At 70.3% G+C, this 20,204-nt stretch carries 18 protein-coding genes; 8 read left to right on the plus strand and 10 right to left on the minus strand.

Going from position 1 to position 20,204, the window contains the following annotated elements:
- Positions 1 to 5: 5 nt before the first annotated feature.
- The 4 genes from hydA to DFJ67_RS38090 all read right to left on the minus strand — a co-directional run bounded on the left by hydA (position 6) and on the right by DFJ67_RS38090 (position 3,464).
- Positions 6 to 1,412, minus strand: a complete 1,407-nt coding sequence (gene hydA, locus DFJ67_RS38075; protein ID WP_116073971.1) for a dihydropyrimidinase — start codon at positions 1,410 to 1,412, stop codon at positions 6 to 8.
- An 11-nt stretch (positions 1,413 to 1,423) separates the two neighbouring features.
- Positions 1,424 to 2,263, minus strand: coding sequence for a nitrilase-related carbon-nitrogen hydrolase (locus DFJ67_RS38080; protein ID WP_116073973.1), 840 nt, complete (start codon positions 2,261 to 2,263; stop codon positions 1,424 to 1,426).
- A 99-nt stretch (positions 2,264 to 2,362) separates the two neighbouring features.
- A complete protein-coding gene (locus DFJ67_RS38085; RefSeq protein ID WP_116073975.1) occupies positions 2,363 to 2,776 on the minus strand; it encodes an acyl-CoA thioesterase in 414 nt (137 codons plus the stop codon).
- A 4-nt stretch (positions 2,777 to 2,780) separates the two neighbouring features.
- Entirely contained in the window at positions 2,781 to 3,464 is a 684-nt protein-coding gene (locus tag DFJ67_RS38090) for an N-acyl homoserine lactonase family protein (RefSeq protein ID WP_116073977.1), read from the minus strand.
- A gap of 94 nt (positions 3,465 to 3,558) precedes the next feature.
- On the opposite strand from DFJ67_RS38090, the gene DFJ67_RS38095 reads away from it, so the two are divergent.
- From DFJ67_RS38095 to DFJ67_RS38105, 3 genes are all read left to right on the plus strand, one after another.
- On the plus strand, positions 3,559 to 4,455 hold the full coding sequence (locus DFJ67_RS38095) for a DUF3500 domain-containing protein (protein ID WP_116077138.1): 897 nt from the start codon (positions 3,559 to 3,561) through the stop codon (positions 4,453 to 4,455).
- A gap of 136 nt (positions 4,456 to 4,591) precedes the next feature.
- On the plus strand, positions 4,592 to 4,984 hold the full coding sequence (locus tag DFJ67_RS38100; RefSeq protein WP_147315771.1) for a hypothetical protein: 393 nt from the start codon (positions 4,592 to 4,594) through the stop codon (positions 4,982 to 4,984).
- A 21-nt stretch (positions 4,985 to 5,005) separates the two neighbouring features.
- Positions 5,006 to 5,761, plus strand: coding sequence for a TIGR03089 family protein (locus DFJ67_RS38105; protein WP_239097612.1), 756 nt, complete (start codon positions 5,006 to 5,008; stop codon positions 5,759 to 5,761).
- A 1,131-nt stretch (positions 5,762 to 6,892) separates the two neighbouring features.
- Here DFJ67_RS38105 and DFJ67_RS38110 read toward each other — a convergent pair.
- The 5 genes from DFJ67_RS38110 to DFJ67_RS38130 all read right to left on the minus strand — a co-directional run bounded on the left by DFJ67_RS38110 (position 6,893) and on the right by DFJ67_RS38130 (position 13,756).
- The gene (locus DFJ67_RS38110) at positions 6,893 to 7,543 is read right to left on the minus strand and encodes a DUF2231 domain-containing protein (RefSeq protein ID WP_170216158.1); all 651 of its coding nucleotides are present in this window, start codon (positions 7,541 to 7,543) and stop codon (positions 6,893 to 6,895) included.
- 482 nt (positions 7,544 to 8,025) lie between these two features.
- Positions 8,026 to 8,775: a GAF and ANTAR domain-containing protein gene (locus DFJ67_RS38115; RefSeq protein ID WP_116073983.1), complete on the minus strand. Its 750-nt coding sequence runs from the start codon at positions 8,773 to 8,775 to the stop codon at positions 8,026 to 8,028.
- Positions 8,776 to 9,005: 230 nt separating this feature from the next.
- Positions 9,006 to 11,312, minus strand: coding sequence for an accessory Sec system translocase SecA2 (secA2, locus tag DFJ67_RS38120; RefSeq protein WP_116073985.1), 2,307 nt, complete (start codon positions 11,310 to 11,312; stop codon positions 9,006 to 9,008).
- Between the two features lie 100 nt (positions 11,313 to 11,412).
- On the minus strand, positions 11,413 to 12,507 hold the full coding sequence (locus DFJ67_RS38125; RefSeq protein ID WP_116077141.1) for a zinc-dependent alcohol dehydrogenase: 1,095 nt from the start codon (positions 12,505 to 12,507) through the stop codon (positions 11,413 to 11,415).
- A complete protein-coding gene (locus DFJ67_RS38130) occupies positions 12,500 to 13,756 on the minus strand; it encodes a Gfo/Idh/MocA family protein (RefSeq protein ID WP_239097613.1) in 1,257 nt (418 codons plus the stop codon). The genes DFJ67_RS38125 and DFJ67_RS38130 overlap by 8 nt, the downstream gene beginning before the upstream one ends.
- Positions 13,757 to 14,027: 271 nt before the next feature.
- Between DFJ67_RS38130 and DFJ67_RS38135 the strand changes: the two genes are divergently transcribed.
- The 5 genes from DFJ67_RS38135 to DFJ67_RS38155 all read left to right on the plus strand — a co-directional run bounded on the left by DFJ67_RS38135 (position 14,028) and on the right by DFJ67_RS38155 (position 18,662).
- Complete coding sequence (locus tag DFJ67_RS38135; RefSeq protein ID WP_116073989.1) at positions 14,028 to 15,053, plus strand: glucosyl-3-phosphoglycerate synthase; 1,026 nt, start codon at positions 14,028 to 14,030, stop codon at positions 15,051 to 15,053.
- Positions 15,054 to 15,090: 37 nt separating this feature from the next.
- Positions 15,091 to 16,236 (plus strand): glycosyltransferase, encoded by a 1,146-nt coding sequence (locus DFJ67_RS38140; RefSeq protein WP_116073991.1) that lies wholly within the window; start codon positions 15,091 to 15,093, stop codon positions 16,234 to 16,236.
- Between the two features lie 86 nt (positions 16,237 to 16,322).
- On the plus strand, positions 16,323 to 16,856 hold the full coding sequence (locus DFJ67_RS38145) for a hypothetical protein (RefSeq protein WP_116073993.1): 534 nt from the start codon (positions 16,323 to 16,325) through the stop codon (positions 16,854 to 16,856).
- Positions 16,857 to 17,604: 748 nt separating this feature from the next.
- Entirely contained in the window at positions 17,605 to 17,931 is a 327-nt protein-coding gene (locus DFJ67_RS38150) for a PadR family transcriptional regulator (protein ID WP_203784551.1), read from the plus strand.
- Entirely contained in the window at positions 17,928 to 18,662 is a 735-nt protein-coding gene (locus DFJ67_RS38155) for a hypothetical protein (RefSeq protein WP_147315772.1), read from the plus strand. Before DFJ67_RS38150 ends, DFJ67_RS38155 begins: the two co-directional genes overlap by 4 nt.
- Before the next feature lie 13 nt (positions 18,663 to 18,675).
- On the opposite strand, the gene DFJ67_RS38160 is transcribed toward DFJ67_RS38155, so the two are convergent.
- Complete coding sequence (locus DFJ67_RS38160) at positions 18,676 to 20,154, minus strand: glutamate-cysteine ligase family protein (protein ID WP_116073998.1); 1,479 nt, start codon at positions 20,152 to 20,154, stop codon at positions 18,676 to 18,678.
- Between the last annotated feature and the right edge of the window lie 50 nt (positions 20,155 to 20,204).

Raw genomic sequence — 20,204 nt, forward strand, 5'->3', positions numbered from 1 at the left:
TCACCTCAGCGGAGGTAGGAGGAGAGGCCGCGCTTGAGGTAGCGGCCGCGGCCCTTGCGGCCGTGGTAGCCGCCGTCGCGGTCGACGATGACCTCGCCGCGCGAGATGACCGTGTCGACCTTGCCGGCGATCTGAACGCCCTCCCACGCGGAGTAGTCGAGGTTCATGTGGTGGGTCGCCGCGCTGATCGTGGTCTGCCCGTTGGGGTCGTAGAGCACGATGTCGGCGTCGGACCCGGGCGCGATCACGCCTTTCTTCGGGTAGAGCCCGAACATCCGGGCCGGCGTCGTCGCGATCGTCTCCACCCAGCGCTCGACCGACAGCTTGCCCTCGGCGACACCCTGGTAGACCAGGTCGACCCGGTGCTCGACTGTGCCGATCCCGTTGGGGATCTTGGAGAAGTCGCCGAGCCCCAGCTCTTTCTGGTCTTTCATGCAGAACGGGCAGTGGTCGGTCGACACGATCGCCAGGTCGTTGGTGCGCAGGCCGCGCCAGAGATCGTCGCGGTGCGACTCGTCCTTCGGGCGCAACGGCGGCGAGGCGACCCACTTGGCGCCCTCGAAGCCGGGCGCGCCGAGCTGGTCCTCCAGCGTCAGGTAGAGGTATTGCGGGCAGGTCTCGGCGAACACGTTGCGACCGGCGTCGCGGGCCGCGGCCACCTCGGCGAGCGCCTCGCTGGCTGACAGGTGCACGAAGTAGAGCGGGGTGTCCTTGGCGACCTGGGCCAGCGCGATGGCCCGGTGGGTGGCCTCGCCCTCGAGGATCGAGGGGCGGGTCAGCCCGTGGTAGACGGGGTCGGTCTGGCCCTTCGCGAGGGCCTGGGCGACCAGCACGTCGATCGCGATGCCGTTCTCGGCGTGCATCATGATCGTCGCGCCGTTCTCCCGCGCCGTCTGCATGGCGCGCAGCACCTTGCCGTCGTCGGAGTAGAAGACGCCCGGGTAGGCCATGAACAGCTTGAAGCTGGTCACGCCCTCGTCGGCGACGAGCTGGTCCATGGCCTTGAGCGCGTCGTCGTCGACCCCACCGATGATCATGTGGAAGCCGTAGTCGATGTGCGCGTTGCCGTCGGCCAGCGCGTGCCAGGCGGCCAGCCCGTCCTGCACGACCTCGCCGGTGCGCTGCACCGCGAAGTCGACGATCGTGGTGGTGCCGCCGAACGCCGCCGCCTTGGTGCCGGAGTCGAAGTCGTCGGAGGCGAAGGTGCCGCCGAACGGCAGCTTCATGTGGGTGTGCACGTCGATGCCGCCGGGGATGACCAGCTTGCCGGTGGCGTCGATCCGCTCGTCGACCTCGGCGGGCCCGGTGCCGGGCGCCAGCAGGGCGCTGATCGTCTCGCCGTCGACCAGGACGTCGGCCGCGAAGCGGCCGGTCGGGCCGACCACCTCGCCGCCGGTGATCAGGAGAGTCACGGGTCGCTCCCTTACGGCTGGACGAGTTGGTCGTAGGCGTCGGGGCGGCGGTCGCGGTAGAACTGCCACCGGTCGCGGACCTCGGCCAGCAACTCCATGTCGAGGTCGCGGACGATCAACTCGGGCTCGTGCGCGTCGCCGACGTCGCCGACAAACTTGCCCTCGGGGTCGACGAAGTAGGACGAGCCGTAGAAGTCGTTCTCGCCGAGCGGCTCGATGCCGGTGCGGTTGATCGCGCCGATGAAGTATTCGTTGGCCACGGCGCTGGCCGGCTGCTCGAGATTCCACAGGTAGCTGGACAGGCCGCGGTGGGTCGCGCTCGGGTTGAACACGATCCGCGCGCCGGCCAGGCCCAGGGCCCGCCAGCCCTCGGGGAAGTGCCGGTCGTAGCAGATGTAGACGCCGATCCGGCCGACCGCGGTGTCGAACGTCGGGTAGCCGAGGTTGCCGGGCCGGAAGTAGAACTTCTCCCAGAAGCCCTTCACCTGCGGGATGTGCGTCTTGCGGTATTTGCCGAGGTAGGAGCCGTCGGCGTCGACCACGGCCGCGGTGTTGTAGAGGACGCCCGGCTGCTCCTGCTCGTACATCGGCAGGATCATGACCAGGCCCAACTCTTTTGCCAACGCTTGGAAGCGCTCGGTGGTCGGCCCGGGGATGCTCTCCGCGTAGGAGTAGTACTGCTTGTCCTGCACCTGGCAGAAGTAGGGACCGTAGAACAGCTCCTGGAAGCAGATGACCTTGGCGCCCTGTGCTGCCGCCTGGCGGGCGTACTCCTCATGAGCCTTGATCATTGATTCTTTGTCGCCGGTCCAACTCGTCTGCACCAGCGCCGCGCGGATGCTCTCCGCCATCGGAACCTCCTCGTCCCCCGGCCAGCGTGAATCCGTTCAGCCTATGACCGAGGAGGCCCCGACGACAGATCGCAAGGCCGTGGCGGTATCCCGATTTGGCTAAAGCCCCAGCGTGGCGGGCTCGGGAGTGATCGCTTTCCACCGTTCCCGGGGGTCGGCGACCAGTTTGCGGGTGTTCAGATCGATCAGTCCCCCGACGCCGTCGAGCTCGGCGGAGAGGGTGCCGTCGGCCTTGCGGATCTCCTGGTGCATGCCGAAGGTGCGCCCGTCGCCCCAGCGGAACTCGCAGCTCACGTCGACCTCGTCGCCGGCGCGCAGCTCACGGCGGTATTTGATGGTGGTCTCCAGGACGACGGGCGCGATGCCCTCCTTCAGCAGGCTCTCCTGGGTGAGCTTGGCGGCGCGCAGGATCTCCCACCGCGCGTGTTCGGCGTATTGCAGGTAGACCGCCTGGTTGAGATGGCCCAGGCTGTCGAGCTCGTAGCCGCGGACGATGATCCGGACCTGGAACACGCTGCTAGTCCTTTCGTTCGCCGGGCATCCAGACCGCGGCGTCGTGTGCGAAGACGATCGCGCGAGGATCGAGCTCGACGAGCCTTTCGACCCATTTCGGGTACGGGATGTCCTGCCCGCTCTGGTGCGCCAGCAGATCCCGGCCGTAGGTGGTGGCGTCGTCGCGGGCCTGCCCGGCGAGCACCACGGTGCCGTCGGCCCGGCGCACGGCGACCGACTGGTGCCCGTCGGTGTGCCCCGGCGTCGGGATGATCCACACCCCCGGCCACAGCTCGGTCTCGCCGCTGACCTCCAGGTAGTGCGCGCCGGCGAAGTCGACCAGCTCGGGCAGGGTGTAGTCGGTGATCTTGCGGGCCGCGGCCAGCTCCTCGGCCTGCACCAGGATGGGCCGCCCGGTGAAGAGCGGGTTGCCGCCGCAGTGGTCGAAGTGCAGGTGGCAGTTGACGATCATGGTGACGTCGTCGATGCTGACGCCGGCGTGGTCGAGTGCCTCGCTTATCGGCCGCCGGGTCGGCTGGTAGTGCGCGTCGGCATCGGGATGAGCGCCCATGCCGGTGTCGAAGAGCAGCAGGCCCTCGGGGCGGCGGACCAGGTAGCCGTAGACCGGCTCGACCCGTGGGTGCGGCGCGCCGGCCTCTTCGGCCGGGCGGACGAAGAAACCGAGATCGATCCGGCGTACGTCTCCCACGTTCTTGATCCTTGCATGGTGGGCCGCTTCGCGGGTGTGTGAGGCTGGACCCGTGAGCATCGACGACACCTCTGCCGCCGGTCTGGCCGAATCGATGGCCGCCGCGGCCGGCGAGTTCCTGGCGCTGGTCGGGCCGCCGCTGCCCTACCCGTTCGAGGACTCGGGCCGTCGGTGGATCGAATACCGGCCACACACCCGTCCGGGCGTCTCGCTGGCCACGCTGGAGGTGCCGGCGCGGAAGGCGGCGTTCCGCTTGCTGGCGACGGGGCTGAGCCCACACGCGTACGCCCAGGCGTTGTCGATCGTGTCCTTGGAAGAGGTGTTGGACCGTTCGGAGGGATTCGCCCGCGGCCGGCACCTCAACGACTACTGGGTGTCGGTGTTCGGGACGCCCGGCTCGTCGGCGCCGTGGTCGTGGCGGTTCGAGGGGCACCACCTGTCGGTGTCGATGACGGTGGCCGGCGGCCTGGTCTCCCCCGCCCCGGTGTTCTTCGGCGCCAACCCGGCCCGCGTCTCCTACGGCGCGCACACCGTGTCCCGGCCGCTGGCGCCGGAGGAGGATGTCGCGTTCGCCCTGCTGGCGGCGCTGTCGCCGACGGAGCGCTCGTTGGCGGTGGTGTCGGAGGCGCCGCCGCCGGACATCGAGAGCGGCGTGTCGCCTGTCGCCGTGCCGCTGTCGCCCGCCGGCATCTCGGCGACGGTGCTCAATCCCGCGGCTGGTGCGCTGCTGGCCGCACTGGTCGGGGTCTATCTCGATCGGCTGCCGGCTTCGTTGGCCGAGGAGTTGAGCCCGGGTCTCGAGGAGTTGCGCTTCGCGTGGGCCGGCCCGGACCGTCCCGGGGTGCCCTACTACTACCGTCTCCAGGGCGCCGACCTGTTGATCGAGTACGACAACACCGCGGGTGGCAACCACGCGCACACGGTGCTGCGCCGGCCGTCCGCGGACTTCGGGGCGGACCTGCTGGCCGAGCACCGGTCGGCGTACCACTGATCATGCTTCTTTCGGGTTAATCCGGGCGGCCGAGACCACCCGTCGATCGTGTGGTTGTTCCGGCCGCGGGCGGCATGGGCGGTTTCGTCTAGTTCAATGGCGGAGTCCCGCACCCCCGCGCGACGGAGCTGCCCAGATGTCACCTTCTCCGGCCGCCACGCCCGAGTGGCAGATGACCACCCGCGCCCGCAAGTCCTTCATCGGCCTGATCGTGGGCGCGGTGATCGTGCTGTTGGCGGGCAGCGTCTGGATGACCTACGACGAGCAGATCCGGCAGGACCCGGGCCTACGCGCGTGCAGCTCGTTCGCCCGGCGAGCGCCGGTCGAGCTGACCGAGCCGGAATACCAGCGGTTGCAGGACATGTTCGCCCGCTCCACGAAGGCATCGCTGCGCGAACACGGCGTGCGAGCGATCGAGGCGGCCATGACGGCCCGAGGCCCGTCGATGGTGGCGGTGGTCCGCCCGTCCAACGCGGAGGCGGCGGCCTTGCGGGCGGCATGCGTGTCCGAGGGCGCACTGCCGCGCTGAGGTTCTATATCGTGGTCGTCCGTGGACAGTTCTCCGTCGTCTCTGGTTTCCCGCGCCGGCGCGCTGACGGATGCGTCGCGGCCGCTGCTCACGTTCTATGACGACGCGACGGGTTCGCGGGTCGCGCTGTCGGCCGTCGAGCTGGGCGGGTGGGCCGCTCGCGTGGCTGGCCTGTTGACCTCGGGTTGCGGCCTTGGTCCGGGCAGCCGGGCCGCGGTCCTGCTGCCGCCCCATTGGCAAACGGCGGCGGCGCTGCTCGGTGCGTGGTCGGCCGGGGTGGCGGTGTCGTTCCGCTTGTCGGCCACGGCGGGGTTGCCGACGCTCGAGCCTGGGCTCAACGAGCCGCTGGACGCGGTCTTCGTGTCTCGTGGGCAATTGGACGACTGGCTAGTCGACGTGCCGGCGGCGACGCACCGGTTCCTGCTATCGGTCTACGACTCGAAGCGGCCGGTGTCGACGCCTTCCGGTTACCAGGAGTTCCTGCCGTCGCTGTCGGGGTTCTCGGCTTCGCCGTCGGTCTCGCTGCTCCCCACGGACCCGGCCAGCGTCGACGGGACGACGTATGCGCAGTGGGGTGCGCTGGCGCGCTGGGTCGCGACCGACGCCGGGCTGGCGGCGGGTGACCGGTTGCTGATCGACGCGGCTGAGCATGAACATCCGTTGAAGTGGCTGTTGGCTCCGCTGTCGGTGGGCGCGTCCGTGGTGCTGTGCGCCAACCTCGACCAATCCTTGATCGAGTCCCGCGTGGCCGCCGAAGGCGTGACCCGCGTCCTCTGACCGCGCGGCGTTGGAGACCTAGCCGCAGTCGGCGCCGGCCCTCCGGGGCCGCCTGCCGGCTATTCCGTTGGAGACAGACCTAGCTGCGGATCCTGCCAGGCCCGCGTGCCGCCCGCGCCGTTTGAGACCTAGCCGCAGACGCCGCCGGACCCGCCTGCCGGCTACGCCATCAGACACCTAGCCGCAGCGCAGCCGGATGCACCAGCCTGCCACGCCCTTGGGACCCGGCCCTCGACGCCTCTGGGCCCCGCTTCCCGACCCGCGCCGTTTGGGACCCGGCCGCAGACGCCGCCCACCCGCCGGCCCGCCATGCCGCAGGAGACCCGGCCCCAGACACCTCCGGGCCCGCTCCCGACCCACGCCGTTTGAGAACCGGCCGCAGACGCCACCGGACCCGCCTGCCGGCTACGCCATCAGACACCCAGCCGCAGCGCAGCCCGGATGCACCAGCCTGCCACGCCGTTGGGACCCGACCCTCGACGCCTCTAGGCCCCGCGTCCCGACCCGCGCCGTTTGAGACCCGGCCGCAGACGCCGCCCACCCGCCGGCCCGCCATGCCGCCGGAGACCCGACCACCGATACCGCCCGGCCCACAACCTGCCACCCGTTGGCGACCTAGCCGCGGGCGCTGCCGATCGCAGACGCGGAGAGCCGCAGACGCGCCGACGAGACCTGCGCGCCCCGAGCAGCGCTGCCCGCCGGCGTGTCGCCGCCGCCACGCCGGTCACGACTTCTGTCTGCGCGAGATCTAGGTAAATAAATGCCCCCATGGCAGCAAATTTTACCTAGATCTGCTGTAGCGCACGGCGCCGAAGAGGGCTTGAGGTGCTGGGTTGGGCAACGCACATCGAACGCCTTGATCGTTTGCATTGGATCTGCACGATTCCAACGCCCAGGCATGATCATGTGCGTCAGAACTGCACGACACGCCGCGCTACGTCTCGATGAGACTCAAACGATCATGGGCGCCCCACCCACCGTGGCCGGCCGGATGCAAACGATCACCGACCAAGCCCCGGCACGCTCGGTGTCCAGAGCGATCGACTCGCCAGGATGTGCCGGCCAGATTCCACAGCCGGCCCCTTCACGCCGCGCCGGACCCATTACGGGCCATCGGGGGTGCTGCTGGCGTCAGGCAGCAGCGTTCGGTTTGTCAGCGCCGAGGCCACCGAGACCACCGAGGCCGGGGCGGATCTCGGTAGTGAGGTCGAGATCGTTCGCGTCGGGCTGCCGGAAATTGAGCCCGGCACGACTGGCGGCACGGTTGGTGGCGTACACGGTGCCCGATCCTTCCGCGTCGGGCCTGGCGACGAGTCGCCGACCGCGCGGCGCGACGCGGTCGCCGGCCATCGTGCCGAAGCGGCGCATCAGCCGCGCGCCGAGCCAGATTCCGAACACGCCGACGCCGAGGGCCACGCCCTCCATGATCACCATCGGGACGCTGGCCAGCGGATGCCCGCTGCCAGCGCGCATCAGGCAGACGAGCAGAAAGATTCCGGCCATGGCGCCGTTGACCGCGTTGAAGGTCACGACGTCGCGGCGGATCGGGCCGGCGGGCACGTCCCAGATGTCGATCAGGCCGGCAACCATCGTCAAGGCGGTGCCGACCAGTCCGGCAACCGCCGTCCAGTAGCCCACCTCTCCGACGACGCTCGGTGCGCCGACCAACCGTCCAACGTCGAAGACGACGGCACACACGAAAAGGCCGACGGGAAATGTCATCAGCACCGGCTGGATCGGATGGCCGGAGATTCGAAGGCGGGTATCCACGAGCTCCTCCACCCCTGTTGTCGAGGTCAGGGTGCCACGCAGCCATACCCGAAACCGCCGGACGAAAACCCACGTCGCCCGATTCACCCGATCGATACGCCTAAAGCCCTGTTGGCACCATCCGTCAGGGTCGCCGGTTCGGCCCATGCCTTAGTCCGTTCGGCGATCGCACCGTCGCCGGCGCCCCCACCCTCCACAGCCGACAGTCCGGTAAGGCGCCACCCCAGCCGCCAGATCTACGCCCAAACCGACGCGCTGCCGACCGCAAATCCGATGTGGATCACCAGACCACGCACCGAACCGCGCTCCCCCCGGCCCGTTAGGTCCGGCCAAGACCGCCGGGAAGGTCACGGCTCGAGGCGACTTGGCGCCAAGGCCGCGGGACGTCCCCGCCGGCGAGGCCCAGCGCGAAGTCACGGACCGTGCTCAGCTGGCGCGAGCGCGGGCCTCGGCCGAGCCGGCGAGGCCCAGCGCGAAGTCTCGGAACGCCCTGCTCAGCTGGCGCTGGCCCTAGCGCGGGCCTCGGCCGAGTGCACCAGGCGGCGGGCCACGTCCTCGACCGGCAGGGAGAGCGCGGTCGACGCGCCGCGCAGCACGTCGAGCGCCTCGGCCGGCGGGCATCGGCGTTGCATCATCACCACGCCGATCGCCTGGCCGATCACCTCGCCAGAGGCGAGCGTGTCGGCGAGGTCGCTCGGCACCGAGTCGCGGCGGTCGCGCTCGCGCACGGCGGCGAGCAGCAGCCCGGCGTGCTCGGCGAGCAACATGGCGGTCAGTTGCGCGCTCTGCTCGAGGACTCCCGGCTCGCACGCGTAGAGGCTGATCGAGCCGAGCACCTGGTCGTCGACGTCGACCGGCGCCGCTAGCACCGCGCACGCGCCGTAGGTCACCGCCCGCGGCGTCCACTCCGGCCAGCGGGTCTCGGTGACCAGGTCGTCGCAGAGCACGACCTCGCGCTGGCGGATGGCGCTCATCGCTGGCCCGTCGGCCGCGTATTGCAGTGAGTCCAACCGCCGCGCCCGGCGGTCGGAGGCGGAGACGCTGGCGGGCTCACCCGCCCGGAGCAGGGTCACGCTCGACCAGGACACCCCTGGTAGGGCGTGCCGGCTGGTCTTCGCCAGGTGGTCGAGCGCCTCTTCGAGGTCGTTGCTGGCCAACAGACCGGCGGTCAGTTCCCGGAGCAGAGCCGCGGTCTCCACGGCCACCAAACTGATCGGATCCCGATCCGAACCCGGACCCGCCATATCGGTTGTCCTCCCCCCGCACCACGGACGCCGAGGCACCCCTGTGCGCGCCGCGCGACACCGGGGTACCCCCAGCGCCCGCCTCCACGCCATCCTGCCCGGACGCAGATCGGCCCGGGCAGGATCCGGCGCGCTCTGCGATGCACGTCACCAAATCGACCGGACGCGCCATCCGTCACCGGACGTCCGGATCAGCTCCGGCGCCGTGGCGGACAGCGGTCGGAGCCGCCCTAGTTGCCGCCGCCGGAGCTGAGGCGGCGGCCGACGGAGGCGATGAGGCGGTCGAGCTCGGAGCCGAACGGGTTGTCGTGCACCAGGTAGGTCCATGTCGCGCTCGGCCGGACCAGCGTCTTGTCGTCGGGCGCCCAGTTCTCGTCGAACTCGTTCTCGTCGAACGTCTCGACGGTGCGCTCCTCGATCGCCGGGACCACCGCGTTGAAGGCGGGGACCGCAGCGCGGTGGAACTCGTCGAGGGGGTCGAGGCGGCCGAGGGCACGCAGGTGCACGCCCTCGCGTACCTCCGAAAGCTCTGCCAAATGCTCCGCCCACAACCGGTCGATGTGGTAGAGCGCGATCGACCGCGCCACCCGCGGGAGCAGCTCCCCGTCGAGCTCGACCAGCTCCTCGGCCTTCTCCGGGCTGCGCTTCTTGAGCATGTCGGCGGCCACGTCAGTGGTCAGCACCCGCTCGCGCCGCTCGGACAGGGCTTTGCGCTGCTGCTCGATCACCACGCTGTAGCGCCACGTGTTCTTGTGGATCTCGTGCTGCACGCCCTCGGACACCCGCTGCGCGTGCTCCACGGCGTAGTCGACCTGCTCGTCGGTGACGAGCCCGTCGAAGTTCATCCGCGGCGACGCGGGGATCGCGTCGGGCGCGTTGCGCTGGATCAGGTCGTCTTCGAGGCTCACGAAGAACGCCGAGGAGCCCGGGTCGCCCTGCCGGCCGGCACGGCCACGGAGCTGGTCGTCGACGCGGCGGCTGTGGTGCCGGCCGCCGCCGAGGACGTAGAGGCCGCCGAGCTCGGCGACCTGCTCCCGGTCGGCCTGGTCGCTGCCGCCCAGCCGGATGTCGACGCCGCGGCCCGCCATCTGCGTGGAGACGGTCACCGCGCCGGCCTTGCCCGCCTCGGCGATGATCGCGGCTTCCTCGTCGTCGTTCTTCGCGTTGAGCACGACACACGGGATGCCGGCGGCGTCGAGCGCCTTGGCCAGACTCTCCGACTCCTTCACGTCGAGGGTCCCGACCAGGACCGGGCGACCCTTCTCGTGGCTCAGGGTGATCTCGGCGACGAGCGCGTCTTCCTTCTCGGCGCGGGTCGCGTAGATGCGGTCGGGCTCGTCGACCCGGATGCACGGGGTGTTGGGCGGGATCACCGCGACCTCGAGCTTGAAGTATTCGCGGAGCTGCTCGCCGACCAGCACGGCGGTCGCGGTCATGCCGCACACCGTCGGGTAGAGCGCGATGTAGGCCTGGACCGTTATGGTGCCGAGCACCTCGCCCTCGGCGGTCGCGTCGAGACCCTCCTTGGCCTCGACCGCGGCCTGGAGGCCGTCGGGCCACCGGCGCCGCTGCGCCACCCGGCCACGCATCTCGTCGACCAGCTCGACGGCGCCGTTGCGCACGATGTAGTCGACGTCGCGGTGCAGCAGCGCGTGCGCGTGCAGGGCGACGTTGACGGCGGAGAGCTGCTCGACGTGCTCGTCGTCGTAGAGGTCGATGCCACCGAGCTTGCGCTCGACCACGGACAGACCGGCGTTGGTGAACGCCACGCTGCGACCGTCGTCGGCGATCTCGTAGTGGCGACCGGAGCGCAGCCCTTTAACCACACCGGCGGCGACGTGCACCGGGTCCTGCTCGCCCGGCACCGCGCCGGCCAGCACCATCGGCACCCGCGCCTCGTCGATCAGGATCGAGTCGGCCTCGTCGACGATCGCCGTGGCGAGCGTGCTCTGGACCCGGTCGTCGACGTCGGTGGCGAGCTGGTCGCGCAGGTAGTCGAAGCCCGCCTCGCTGACCGACGCGTAGGTGACGTCGCAGGCATAGGCCGCGCGCCGCTCCTCGGGGGTCGACGCCTCGGTGACCCAGCCGACGGTGAGGCCGAGGAGCTTGTAGATCGGCTCCATCCACTCGGCGTCGCGGCGGGCCAGGTAGTCGTTGACCGTGAGCACGTGCACCGGACCGTTGCCGCTGCGCACGTGCCCGTAGGCCGCGATCGCCGCGGTCAGCGTCTTGCCCTCACCGGTGGCCATCTCGGCGACACTGCCGCCGAGCATCGCCATCACGCCTAGAAGCTGGACGTCGTAGGGGCGCTCGTCGATCGCGCGCCGGGCGGCCTCGCGCCCGAGCGCGCAGATCTCGGCGACCTTGGTCGCTTCGTCGGCCCGCGCCGTCAACGCCTCGTCGTCGAGCTCCTTGAGCTCGTCTTCTAACGCCTCGATCTCGGGAAGCACCTTCTGCAGCGGCGCCAGGTCGACGGTCGTGCCGGGACGCTGGAGGAACCGCTGGGTCCTGTTCTTCAACCGCTGCATGACTCCCATGGACCGAAACGGTACCCGGAAGGTGCGACGAAGAGGAGCCCGGCACGAGCCTGTGGACAAGTGTTCGAATCTGCCTGTGGATAACCGACCTGATCTTCGTTCAGAAGCTCAGAATCACCTGTAGTTCCTGGCGTTTGCGGTCGGCGAGATCGACCAGCAGCGAGGCGGCCGACTCGAAGGGCACGACGGCCGACACCAGGTGCTGGCGGAGCAGCGCACCCCACGGAGAACGGAGCAGGTCGATGGTCTCAGCGGAAAGCCGGTCCCGGTCCCAGGCATGGGCGAGCCCACGCGGCACCCGCCCGATCTGCGCACAGCGCACCGAAAGGCCGTTGTGGTGAAACTCCTCGCCAAGCCGCACCGCGTCGGCGCCGCCCTGATAGAAGGCGAGGTCGACGACCGTGCCCTGCGGTCGCAGCAGCCGCAGCGCCAGCTGCAGCGCATAGGCCTGCCCCCGGCACTGAAAAACCACGTCGGCGCCGCGGTCGCCAGCGGCGTGCCGCCACCGGGTCTTCAGCACCACGGCGGGGTCCGCGTCGCCGTCCGGGTCGAGCACATCGAAGCCCAGCGCCGCCGCGACGGCCCGGCGTTCCGGCGTCGGATCCACGACGACGACCGAGGCCGCACCATGCTGCCGGGCCAGCGCGGCGGTGAGCAGCGCGACGACGCCGGCGCCGACGACCACGACCCGCCGCCCCCGCACGCCGTCGCCGAGGTCGCGCACCTCACCCTGGCCAAGGTCGGCGGCCGCGTGCAGCAGCCCGTTCGCGCAGATCGGCCCCATGTGGGCGGCATAGACGCCGAGCATCGGGTCGAGGTCGCCCGGCAGCGGCACCACCCGGTCGACCAGCGGGTCGCCCAGATAGCCGGTGCGATGACCGATGGTCATCGCGACCAGGTCACCGTCCGAGACCGCCGAGGTCAGGCTGGCCACGACCCGCCCGACCTCCATATAACCCAACCGCTCAACGGGGTACGGCGACGACGCCGCACCCGGCTCGAAAAGTCCGAGTTCGGCGTTCCAGGTCGACCCGAGATAGGGATTGGTGCCTTTGACATAGCTCAACTCAGTGCCGGCCGACACCCCGCTGAAGACGGTCTCCACCCGAAACGTCCCGGGTCGCACCGGCTCGGCGGCAACGTCACGGATGGCGACCTCCCCCGGGCCGGTCACCACCACCACGCGGTCACCCATCGGCCCGCTCACCGCCCCGAGCGGTCCCCGCCCCACCAGGCCCGTCCATCCCCGCGGACGCTTGCGGCGACGGCACCGGCGCCGAGTCGGCACGCTGAAGCGGCGCGGGCGGGGCCACCGCCTGCTGCTCGGCCGCTGGGCGCGGGACCGCTGCCGCCTGCAGCTCAGGCGCCGGGCGAGGCGCGACCCCCGCCTGTCCCTCGGCCGATGGGCGCGGCGCGGGTATGGAGGTGGCGGCTGGCTCGACGAGGGATATCGCCTGACCGGTCCGGACCGATTCGGCGATCGCGCAGGTCACGCGGTGCGTCTCCAGCGCCTCCGCGTAGGGCACCCGGACGTCGTCGGCGAGACCGCGCAGGGCGTCGACGAACGCGCGGTCGACGGCCACCCGGGCGGCCTCGGGATCGCCGGCGATCCGGCGCTCTTCGCCTGATCCGTCCCGGATGAGCAATTCGTCCTCACCCACGAAGAGCGCCAATCCGTCGGCGATGATCTCGAGGCCGGCACGTTGCTTCCAGCCCAGGACGCAAGCCGAGCTCAGCGTCCCGACCGCACCGCTGGCGAAGGTCATCGTCGCCGCTGTGGCCGCATCGACGTCGGCGCCCTCAACCGGGGGCGGGGCCCCGGTTCCGACGGCGCGCACCGAGGTCACCGGGCCGACCAGGGCCCGGGCCAGGTCCACCACGTGGGCCGCCTGCTCCACGACCGGTCCGCCGGACCGGTCGGCACGGATCCACCAGGCAACCGGGGGCACCTTGTCCCACCACACGCCGTTGACCAACCGCACCGGGCGGTCGGCCAGGAGGTGGGCGGCGGTGCTCACGATGTCCAGGTAGCGCCAGTGATGGCCGACCGCCGTGCGGGTGCCGCGGCGGGCCACCTCGGCGGCAATCCGGGTCGGCACCGTGAGGTCGACGCCGATCGGCTTCTCGACGAACATCGCCGCCCCGGAGGCCAGCACGGCTTCCTCGGCATGGCCGTGGGCGAAAGGGGGAACACACACGTAGACGGCGTCGGGTTGGAGCGAGAGGAGGGCCGCAGAGTCGGGAAGTGCGGGTATGCCGTGCCTCGCGGCCAGCGCCTCAGCAGCGGGCGGCACCACGTCGGTCACGCCGATGATCTCCACGTCGGCGAAACCAGACAGGACGCGCGCATGCCGCTGAGCGACATTTCCCGCACCGATCATGCCTACTCGACACTTTTCGCTAAACGCCATAAGCCGACCTTTCACCTCGAATGTCGCCGTCACACCAGTTACTTTTGCCACCGGCGTATTCGGATCAAACATCTGATATGTGTCGGACCTCGGGAACCATCGACACCTGCCGCGTCATCAAACGTTCACACAGGTGAGTGGGCAATGCGCAATTCGATGATCAGTATGTGTAAAAGCGGGCACAGTTTGGGGCGGGCAATCCGGGGAAATCGACCGACTCTCAACAGCTTCTGAGGGCCACGGCCCCGCTGGATGGCACAGGAGAACTTTTAGGGCACAGCGAATCGCGTCTGGGGGTGTGCCTGTGTGGCACTCGCGAACAAGCGTTTCACCAGTGGTCGAGGCCTGGTCGACCTACCGCACCGGATCAGCGGGGCAATGGACGCCGCGCCAGCTCGTCGCCGCCAAGCGCGGCACGACGGTGAGCGTGGTCATTCCCGCCCGCAATGAGGAGGCGACGATCGGAGCGATCGTCGCCACGATCCGGCAGCAGCTCGTCGAACGCGTCCACCTGGTCGACGAGCTGATCGTGGTCGACTCGCGGTCGTCCGACGCGACCGCCCGGGTGGCGGCGGCGGCGGGCGCACATGTGGTCAGCCAGGACCAGATGACCCGCGGCCTGCCGCGGCTGGAAGGCAAGGGGGATGCCCTCTGGGCCGGTCTGGTGGCCGCCAGCGGCGACGTCGTGGCGTTCGTCGACGGCGACCTCGAAGATTTCGACGCCAGGTTCGTCACCGGGCTGGTCGGGCCACTGCTCACCGACCAGAGCGTCGGCTACGTCAAGGGCTTCTACCACCGTGGCCTGCACCACTCGGCCGGCGTGGTCGAGGCCGACGGCGGCGGCCGGGTGACCGAGCTGACGGCGCGGCCGCTGCTCAACCTCTTCTGGCCGGAACTGTCGGGCTTCGTCCAGCCGCTCGCCGGTGAATACGCCGGCCGCCGGACGCTCCTGGAGAAGCTCCCGTTCGTCTCGGGCTACGGGGTCGAGATCGCCATGCTGATCGACCTGCTCGAGCTGGTCGGCCTCGACGCCCTCGCCCAGGTCGACCTCGGCGAACGGCGCCACCGCCACCAGAGCACCGAGGCGCTCGGCCGGATGTCGGGGCAGATCCTGCACACGGTCTGGGTACGCCTCCAGCGCCAGGGCTGGGTCACCACCGACACACAGCCCTCGACGCTGCTCACCCAGTTCCGCCGCGGCGGCACCGACTCACTGCCCAACCTCGACCGCGAGATCGTCGTCACCGACGTCTCCGTCCAGGAGCGCCCGCCACTGCGCGACATGGCCGACCTGCAAACCCGGCGACGCCGCAGCCGGGTGGCGGCATGACCAGACGACGCGCCATACGAATAGCCGGGGCACCGGCATGACCTTCACGGTGCTGGTCAACGCCGGGCCCTGGTTGCCCGTGCCGCCGCAGGGCTACGGCGGCATCGAGAACATCGTCGCGACGCTCGTGCCGGAGCTACGCCGGCTCGGCGTCACCGTGGTGCTCGCCTCGGTGGGCACCAGCACCGAACCCGTCGACGAACTGGTCGCGCCCTTCCCGGACGGCCAGTTCGGTTGGCTGCAACGCCCCTTCAACCAGGCCAGCGGCGTGGCCACGGCGCACCAGGCGGCCGTGGTCCGCACGGTGCGGCAACGCGACGACATCGACCTCGTGCACGACCACGTCGAAGCGATCGGCCTGGCCATGCTGGCCGCGATGGAGCCGAGCGCCACGCCGGTGCTGCACACGCTGCACTGGGACCTGGCCAAGCATCCGGAGCTCTACGGCGCCTTCGACGGCGGCGGCCGGATCAGCGTCAACGGCGTCAGCGCCGCTCAGCTGAGGAGGGCACCGCGCGCACTTCGCGCGCACGCCATAGGCCACGTCTACCTCGCGACCCCGCTCGCGGTCGACGCCGAGACACGACCGATCGCCGACCGCGCCGAGCACGTCGTCATGCTCGGCCGCATCACCCCCGGAAAAGGCCAGGATTTAGGTGTACGCCTCGCGCACGAAGCCGGTTTCGACCTCGTGCTGGCCGGCCCGGTCGGCCCCTACAAGCAGCCCGAAGACCTCGCCGCCGCGCTCCGCGACCCCGCCGCGTCGACCAACCCCGACGTTCGCTTCTGGCGCGAGAAGGTCGGCCCCTACGTCGACGGCAACCGGGTCCGCTGGGTCGGCACACTGACCGGCGCGGCCCGCGACAACCTGGTCGCCGAGGCCCGCGCGATGCTCGCGCCGCTGCGCTGGGAGGAGCCGGGCGGCACGTTCGTCGTCGAGTCTCTTGCGCTCGGCACCCCGGTGGTCGCCACCGCCCGTGGCTGCCTGCCCGAACTGATAGAGCACGGCCGCACGGGCCTGCTCACCGATTCCGAAGACGAACTGGCCGACCTGGTGCTCGCAGCCGGCAAGCTCGACCCGGCCGAATGCCGGCACGAGGCGGCCCGCCGCTTCACGCCGGCGGCGATGGCGAAGCGCTACGTCGCGCTCTACGAGGAGGTGGCCGGTCGCCCGGTCGGGTGATCGAAAAGCCGATTCATTCACGGGCGATCATTCGCGCGGATCAATACACTGGGTGAACACGGCTTAACGCAAAGTGGTGGTCCGCGATGATGAACGACACCGTCTTCTACCACAGTGGTCCGATCCTGACCGGTCGCGTCGTGCGGCTAATGCCCGGGTACGCCCGCGAAATGAAGGTCGGCCAACCCGTCCTGGTGGCGGTTGTGACGGCGGCGACAGTGGGCCGGCTGATCGGCCGCGCCCTGCTGTCACTCCTCCAGGCCGGCACCCGAGCCGGCGCGCCAAGAAGGTTCAAGGACCTTCGCAAAGCACCGGAGTTCCTGGTCACCCCGCTGCGCCTGCGCGACAGCGCGGGCCGGCTCTGCGAGGTCGAGATCCATGGCCACCTACCGCAGAGTGCCCTCGAACCCTCCGACCACATCCAGGTCACGGTCATCCGCCCGAAAGACCGCGCCACACCCCCCAAAGTGGAGCGCATCGTGAACATCACGACGGGCCAACTCCTGCGGCCGCGCATCCCGACCCTGTGGTCCCACATCGGCCCCGCCCTCCTCCTCCAGGCGACGCTTGGCCTCACCCTCCTCGGCGCCGTCTTCGCCGCCTGGACCGCAGCGCGCTAGGCACTTAAGACGGTCGGCCGGCACCCAGAGGCCTGCGGCCGGACCCGCCTGGCAGAGCCTGCCGTCCCCGGTCGTCAAACGACCCCGTCCAGGAGCGGGCGACCGGGTGGACTCCCGGCGGGTCCCGCTGTCGCTGGGCGCCAAACCCGACGCAGTCGAGAGCGCGCGACCGGGTTGGCCCGGCGGAGCCTGGCGTCGCTGGCCGTCGAACCCGACCCCGCCGGGAGCAGGCGGGCCGATCGCCGCCCAGCGGCTTCCGCCGACTAGTCGGCAAACCCGACCCCGCCAGGAGCAAGCGGGCCAATCGCCGCCCAGCGGCTCCCGCCGACTAGTCGGCAAACCCGACCCCGCCAGGAGCAAGCGGGCCAATCGCCGCCCAGCGGCTCCCGCCGACTAGTCGGCAAACCCGACCCCGCCAGGAGCAGGCGAGCCGATCGCCGCCCAGCGGCTCCCGCCGACTAGTCGGCAAACCCGACCCCGCCAGGAGCAGGCGAGCCGATCGCCGCCCAGCGGCTCCCGCCGACTAGTCGGCAAACCCGACCCCGCCAGGAGCAGGCGAGCCGATCGCCGCCCAGCGGCTCCCGCCGACTAGTCGGCGAACCTGGTGCGTCGCGTCGGCGCTGGCTGGTGATTCATACATCGCCAAGCGCGGATTGTGACCGTCTCGCGACGCGGCCCTTGCGCTGCTGGCCAAGGACTATGTAGATTTCCAACATGTGTCGGGTGCCGAGAGTCGGGTCGGTCGATCATGACCGGTGACGTGCGCGTGACAGCAGGGGTGGCCAAAGTGCTGGCCGCGTTTCTTCACGACCCCGCGAGCGACCGCTACGGCCTCGATCTCATGAACGCGACCGGCATGCCCAGCGGCACCCTCTACCCGATCCTCGCCCGGCTGAGGCAGGCCGGTTGGGTGCGGGCGGAATGGGAGATCCTCGACCCCGAGGCGGCACGGCCGCCGCGCCGCTACTACCGGCTCACCGCCCACGGGGTGGCCGCCGCTCGGCAGGGCGTCGCACAGCTCTACCAGCAGCTCGGCCCCGCGGTCCGCCCCAGCACGAAGCCGAGGCCGGCATGAGCGCGCGAGTGCACCGACGAACCCACGGTCTCGTCGGCATCCTTCAGCGAGCGGCGGTCCGGCGGTGGCCGGCCCACCTTCGCGACGAGCAGAGTCGCGAGTGGACCGCCGAGCTCGAAACGCTCCGCGGCCAGCATCGAGGCGGGATCCGGCGGCTGAGGTTCGTGCTGAGTCTCGCCCTCGGGCCGGCACCATGGACGAGACCGGCCGGCGTGACCGTCGCCGTGCGGTTGCTCTACCTGCTGGCGGCCGTGCAGGTGGTCGGCCTGGTGGTGCAGCTGAGCCAGGCCGGCACCATCGTCGACGCCACCGCCGCCGCCTACTGGGGCACCGGCGATGAAGAGAGCGTCAGCATCATCGTCACCACGACGGTGGGGGCCGTCCTGGCCGGGCTGTTCACGATCGCCTACCTCGTGCTCGCGGTCCTCAACGGCCGGGGCAACGTCAAGGCCCGCGCAGCCATCAGGGCCCTCGGTGGCATCGGCGTGTGCTGCGGAGCCTTCACCCTGGTCGACAGCGGCTTCCGCGCCGGGCTGATCGTCTGGGGTGAGACTCCCGAGGGGACCGATGCCCTCACGGTGCAGCGGCACGTGACCGCCGCGCTGCCTTCCTGGTATGTCCCGAGCGTCGCGATCCTCGGCCTCATCGGGCTGCTCACGGTGGTTTCGGTGATCATCCTGCTGGCGCTGCCGCCGTCGAATGAGTTCTTTCGCGCGGCGACCGCCGGATGACTGGGGCGAAAAGCTACGGCGACGGCCACTCGTGGACCGGCTGGTTGCTGTGCATCAGGGGCACGTAGCGGCGGACCACCTCGCGCAGCGCCTCGCGGCGGTCGAGGTTTCCTTCGACCTCCAGGTGGTGCAGGGTGTCGACCTGCCAGCTCGCGCCGTTGCGGCCGAGTAGGCAGCGTTGCTCGATGATGCCCAGCAGGCGGTCGCGTTCGGCCGGCTCGACGCCCCAGCGGTCAAGGCCCGTCGATGCCAGCGGGAGCAGGCGGCGGAGCACGAGCTCGGTCACCGGGAGGTAGCCCAGGCCCGGCCAGAAGACCTGGGCGCCGATGCCGTTGCGGGCGCAGTTGTGGAAGTTTTCCTCAGCCGCGCTGAACGACATCTGGGACCACAGCGGACGGTCTGACTCGGCCAGGGTGCGGACGACGCCGAAGTAGAAGGCGGCGTTGGCGATCGTGTCGACGACCGTCGGGCCGGCGGGCAGCACCCGGTTTTCCACCCGCAGGTGGGGGCGGTTGCGGACCACGTCGTAGATCGGGCGGTTCCAGCGATAGATGGTGCCGTTGTGCAGACGCAGCTCGGCCAGGCTCGGCGTGTCGCCGTTGGCCAGGGTCTCCGCCGGATCGGCCGGGTCGCAGATCGGGAGCAGCGCCGGGAAATAGCGCACGTTCTCCTCGAACAGGTCGAACACCGACGTGATCCAGCGTTCGCCGAACCAGACCCGCGGGCGTACACCTTGAGCTTTGATCTCTTCCGATCTGGTGTCCGTGGCCTGCTCGAACAGCGGGATGCGGGTTTCCCGCCACAGCTCGCGGCCATAGAGGAAGGGCGAGTTGGCGCCCAGCGCGACCTGGACGCCGGCGATCGTCTGCGCGGCGTTCCAGTAGGAGGCGAACTGCGTGGGGCTGACCTGGAGGTGGAACTGGGTGCTCGTGCACGCGGCCTCGGGCGCCACCGTGTCGGCGGTCGTGTTGAGGCGCTCGACGCCGTCGATGCGGATGGTCAGGTCTTCGCCGCGGGCCGTGAAGATCTGCTCGTTGATCAACGCGTAGCGCGGGTTGGCCGACAGCGACTCGACGGTCAGGTGGCTCTGCCGCAGCGTGGGGAGGATGCCGATCATGACCATGTGGGCGCCGACCGCGCGGGCCTTGTCTTCGGCGGCGTTGAGGCTCGCCCGGATGTCACTCTCGAACTCGGCGGAGCCCCGATCGCCGATCCGGCGGGGCGCGACGTTGATCTCCACGTTGAACTGGCCCAGCTCGGTCTGGAAGGCCGGGTCAGCGACGGCGGCGAGCACGTCGGCGTTGCGCATCGCCGGGTCGGCCGAGTCGTCGATCAGGTTGAGCTCGATCTCCATGCCGGTCAAGGGCCGCTCGAAGTCGAAGCGTGACTCGCGCAGCATCTCCGCGAACACGTCGAGGCACCGGCGCACCTTCTGCCGGTAGCGCGCCCGGTCTTCGCGGGTGAACTCCCGCTGGTCGACCTCTTCGCCCATCAGACACCGCCCGTCGGAGAGGGATCCACCCGATGTACCCACAAAGCTCC

The organism is Asanoa ferruginea (genome assembly GCF_003387075.1).
GTDB lineage: Bacteria > Actinomycetota > Actinomycetes > Mycobacteriales > Micromonosporaceae > Asanoa > Asanoa ferruginea.

Coding starts and splice junctions, on each gene's coding strand:
- DFJ67_RS38125 (WP_116077141.1), bottom strand. CDS start 12,507: ATGGGTGACCGCGTGGTGGTGGTGACCGGCCCGGGGGAGGTCGCCATC.
- secA2 (WP_116073985.1), bottom strand. CDS start 11,312: ATGGGAGTCATGCAGCGGTTGAAGAACAGGACCCAGCGGTTCCTCCAG.
- DFJ67_RS38155 (WP_147315772.1), top strand. CDS start 17,928: ATGAGCGCGCGAGTGCACCGACGAACCCACGGTCTCGTCGGCATCCTT.
- DFJ67_RS38150 (WP_203784551.1), top strand. CDS start 17,605: ATGACCGGTGACGTGCGCGTGACAGCAGGGGTGGCCAAAGTGCTGGCC.
- DFJ67_RS38095 (WP_116077138.1), top strand. CDS start 3,559: ATGGCCGCCGCGGCCGGCGAGTTCCTGGCGCTGGTCGGGCCGCCGCTG.
- DFJ67_RS38080 (WP_116073973.1), bottom strand. CDS start 2,263: ATGGCGGAGAGCATCCGCGCGGCGCTGGTGCAGACGAGTTGGACCGGC.
- DFJ67_RS38100 (WP_147315771.1), top strand. CDS start 4,592: ATGTCACCTTCTCCGGCCGCCACGCCCGAGTGGCAGATGACCACCCGC.
- DFJ67_RS38115 (WP_116073983.1), bottom strand. CDS start 8,775: ATGGCGGGTCCGGGTTCGGATCGGGATCCGATCAGTTTGGTGGCCGTG.
- DFJ67_RS38145 (WP_116073993.1), top strand. CDS start 16,323: ATGATGAACGACACCGTCTTCTACCACAGTGGTCCGATCCTGACCGGT.
- DFJ67_RS38140 (WP_116073991.1), top strand. CDS start 15,091: ATGACCTTCACGGTGCTGGTCAACGCCGGGCCCTGGTTGCCCGTGCCG.
- DFJ67_RS38160 (WP_116073998.1), bottom strand. CDS start 20,154: ATGGGCGAAGAGGTCGACCAGCGGGAGTTCACCCGCGAAGACCGGGCG.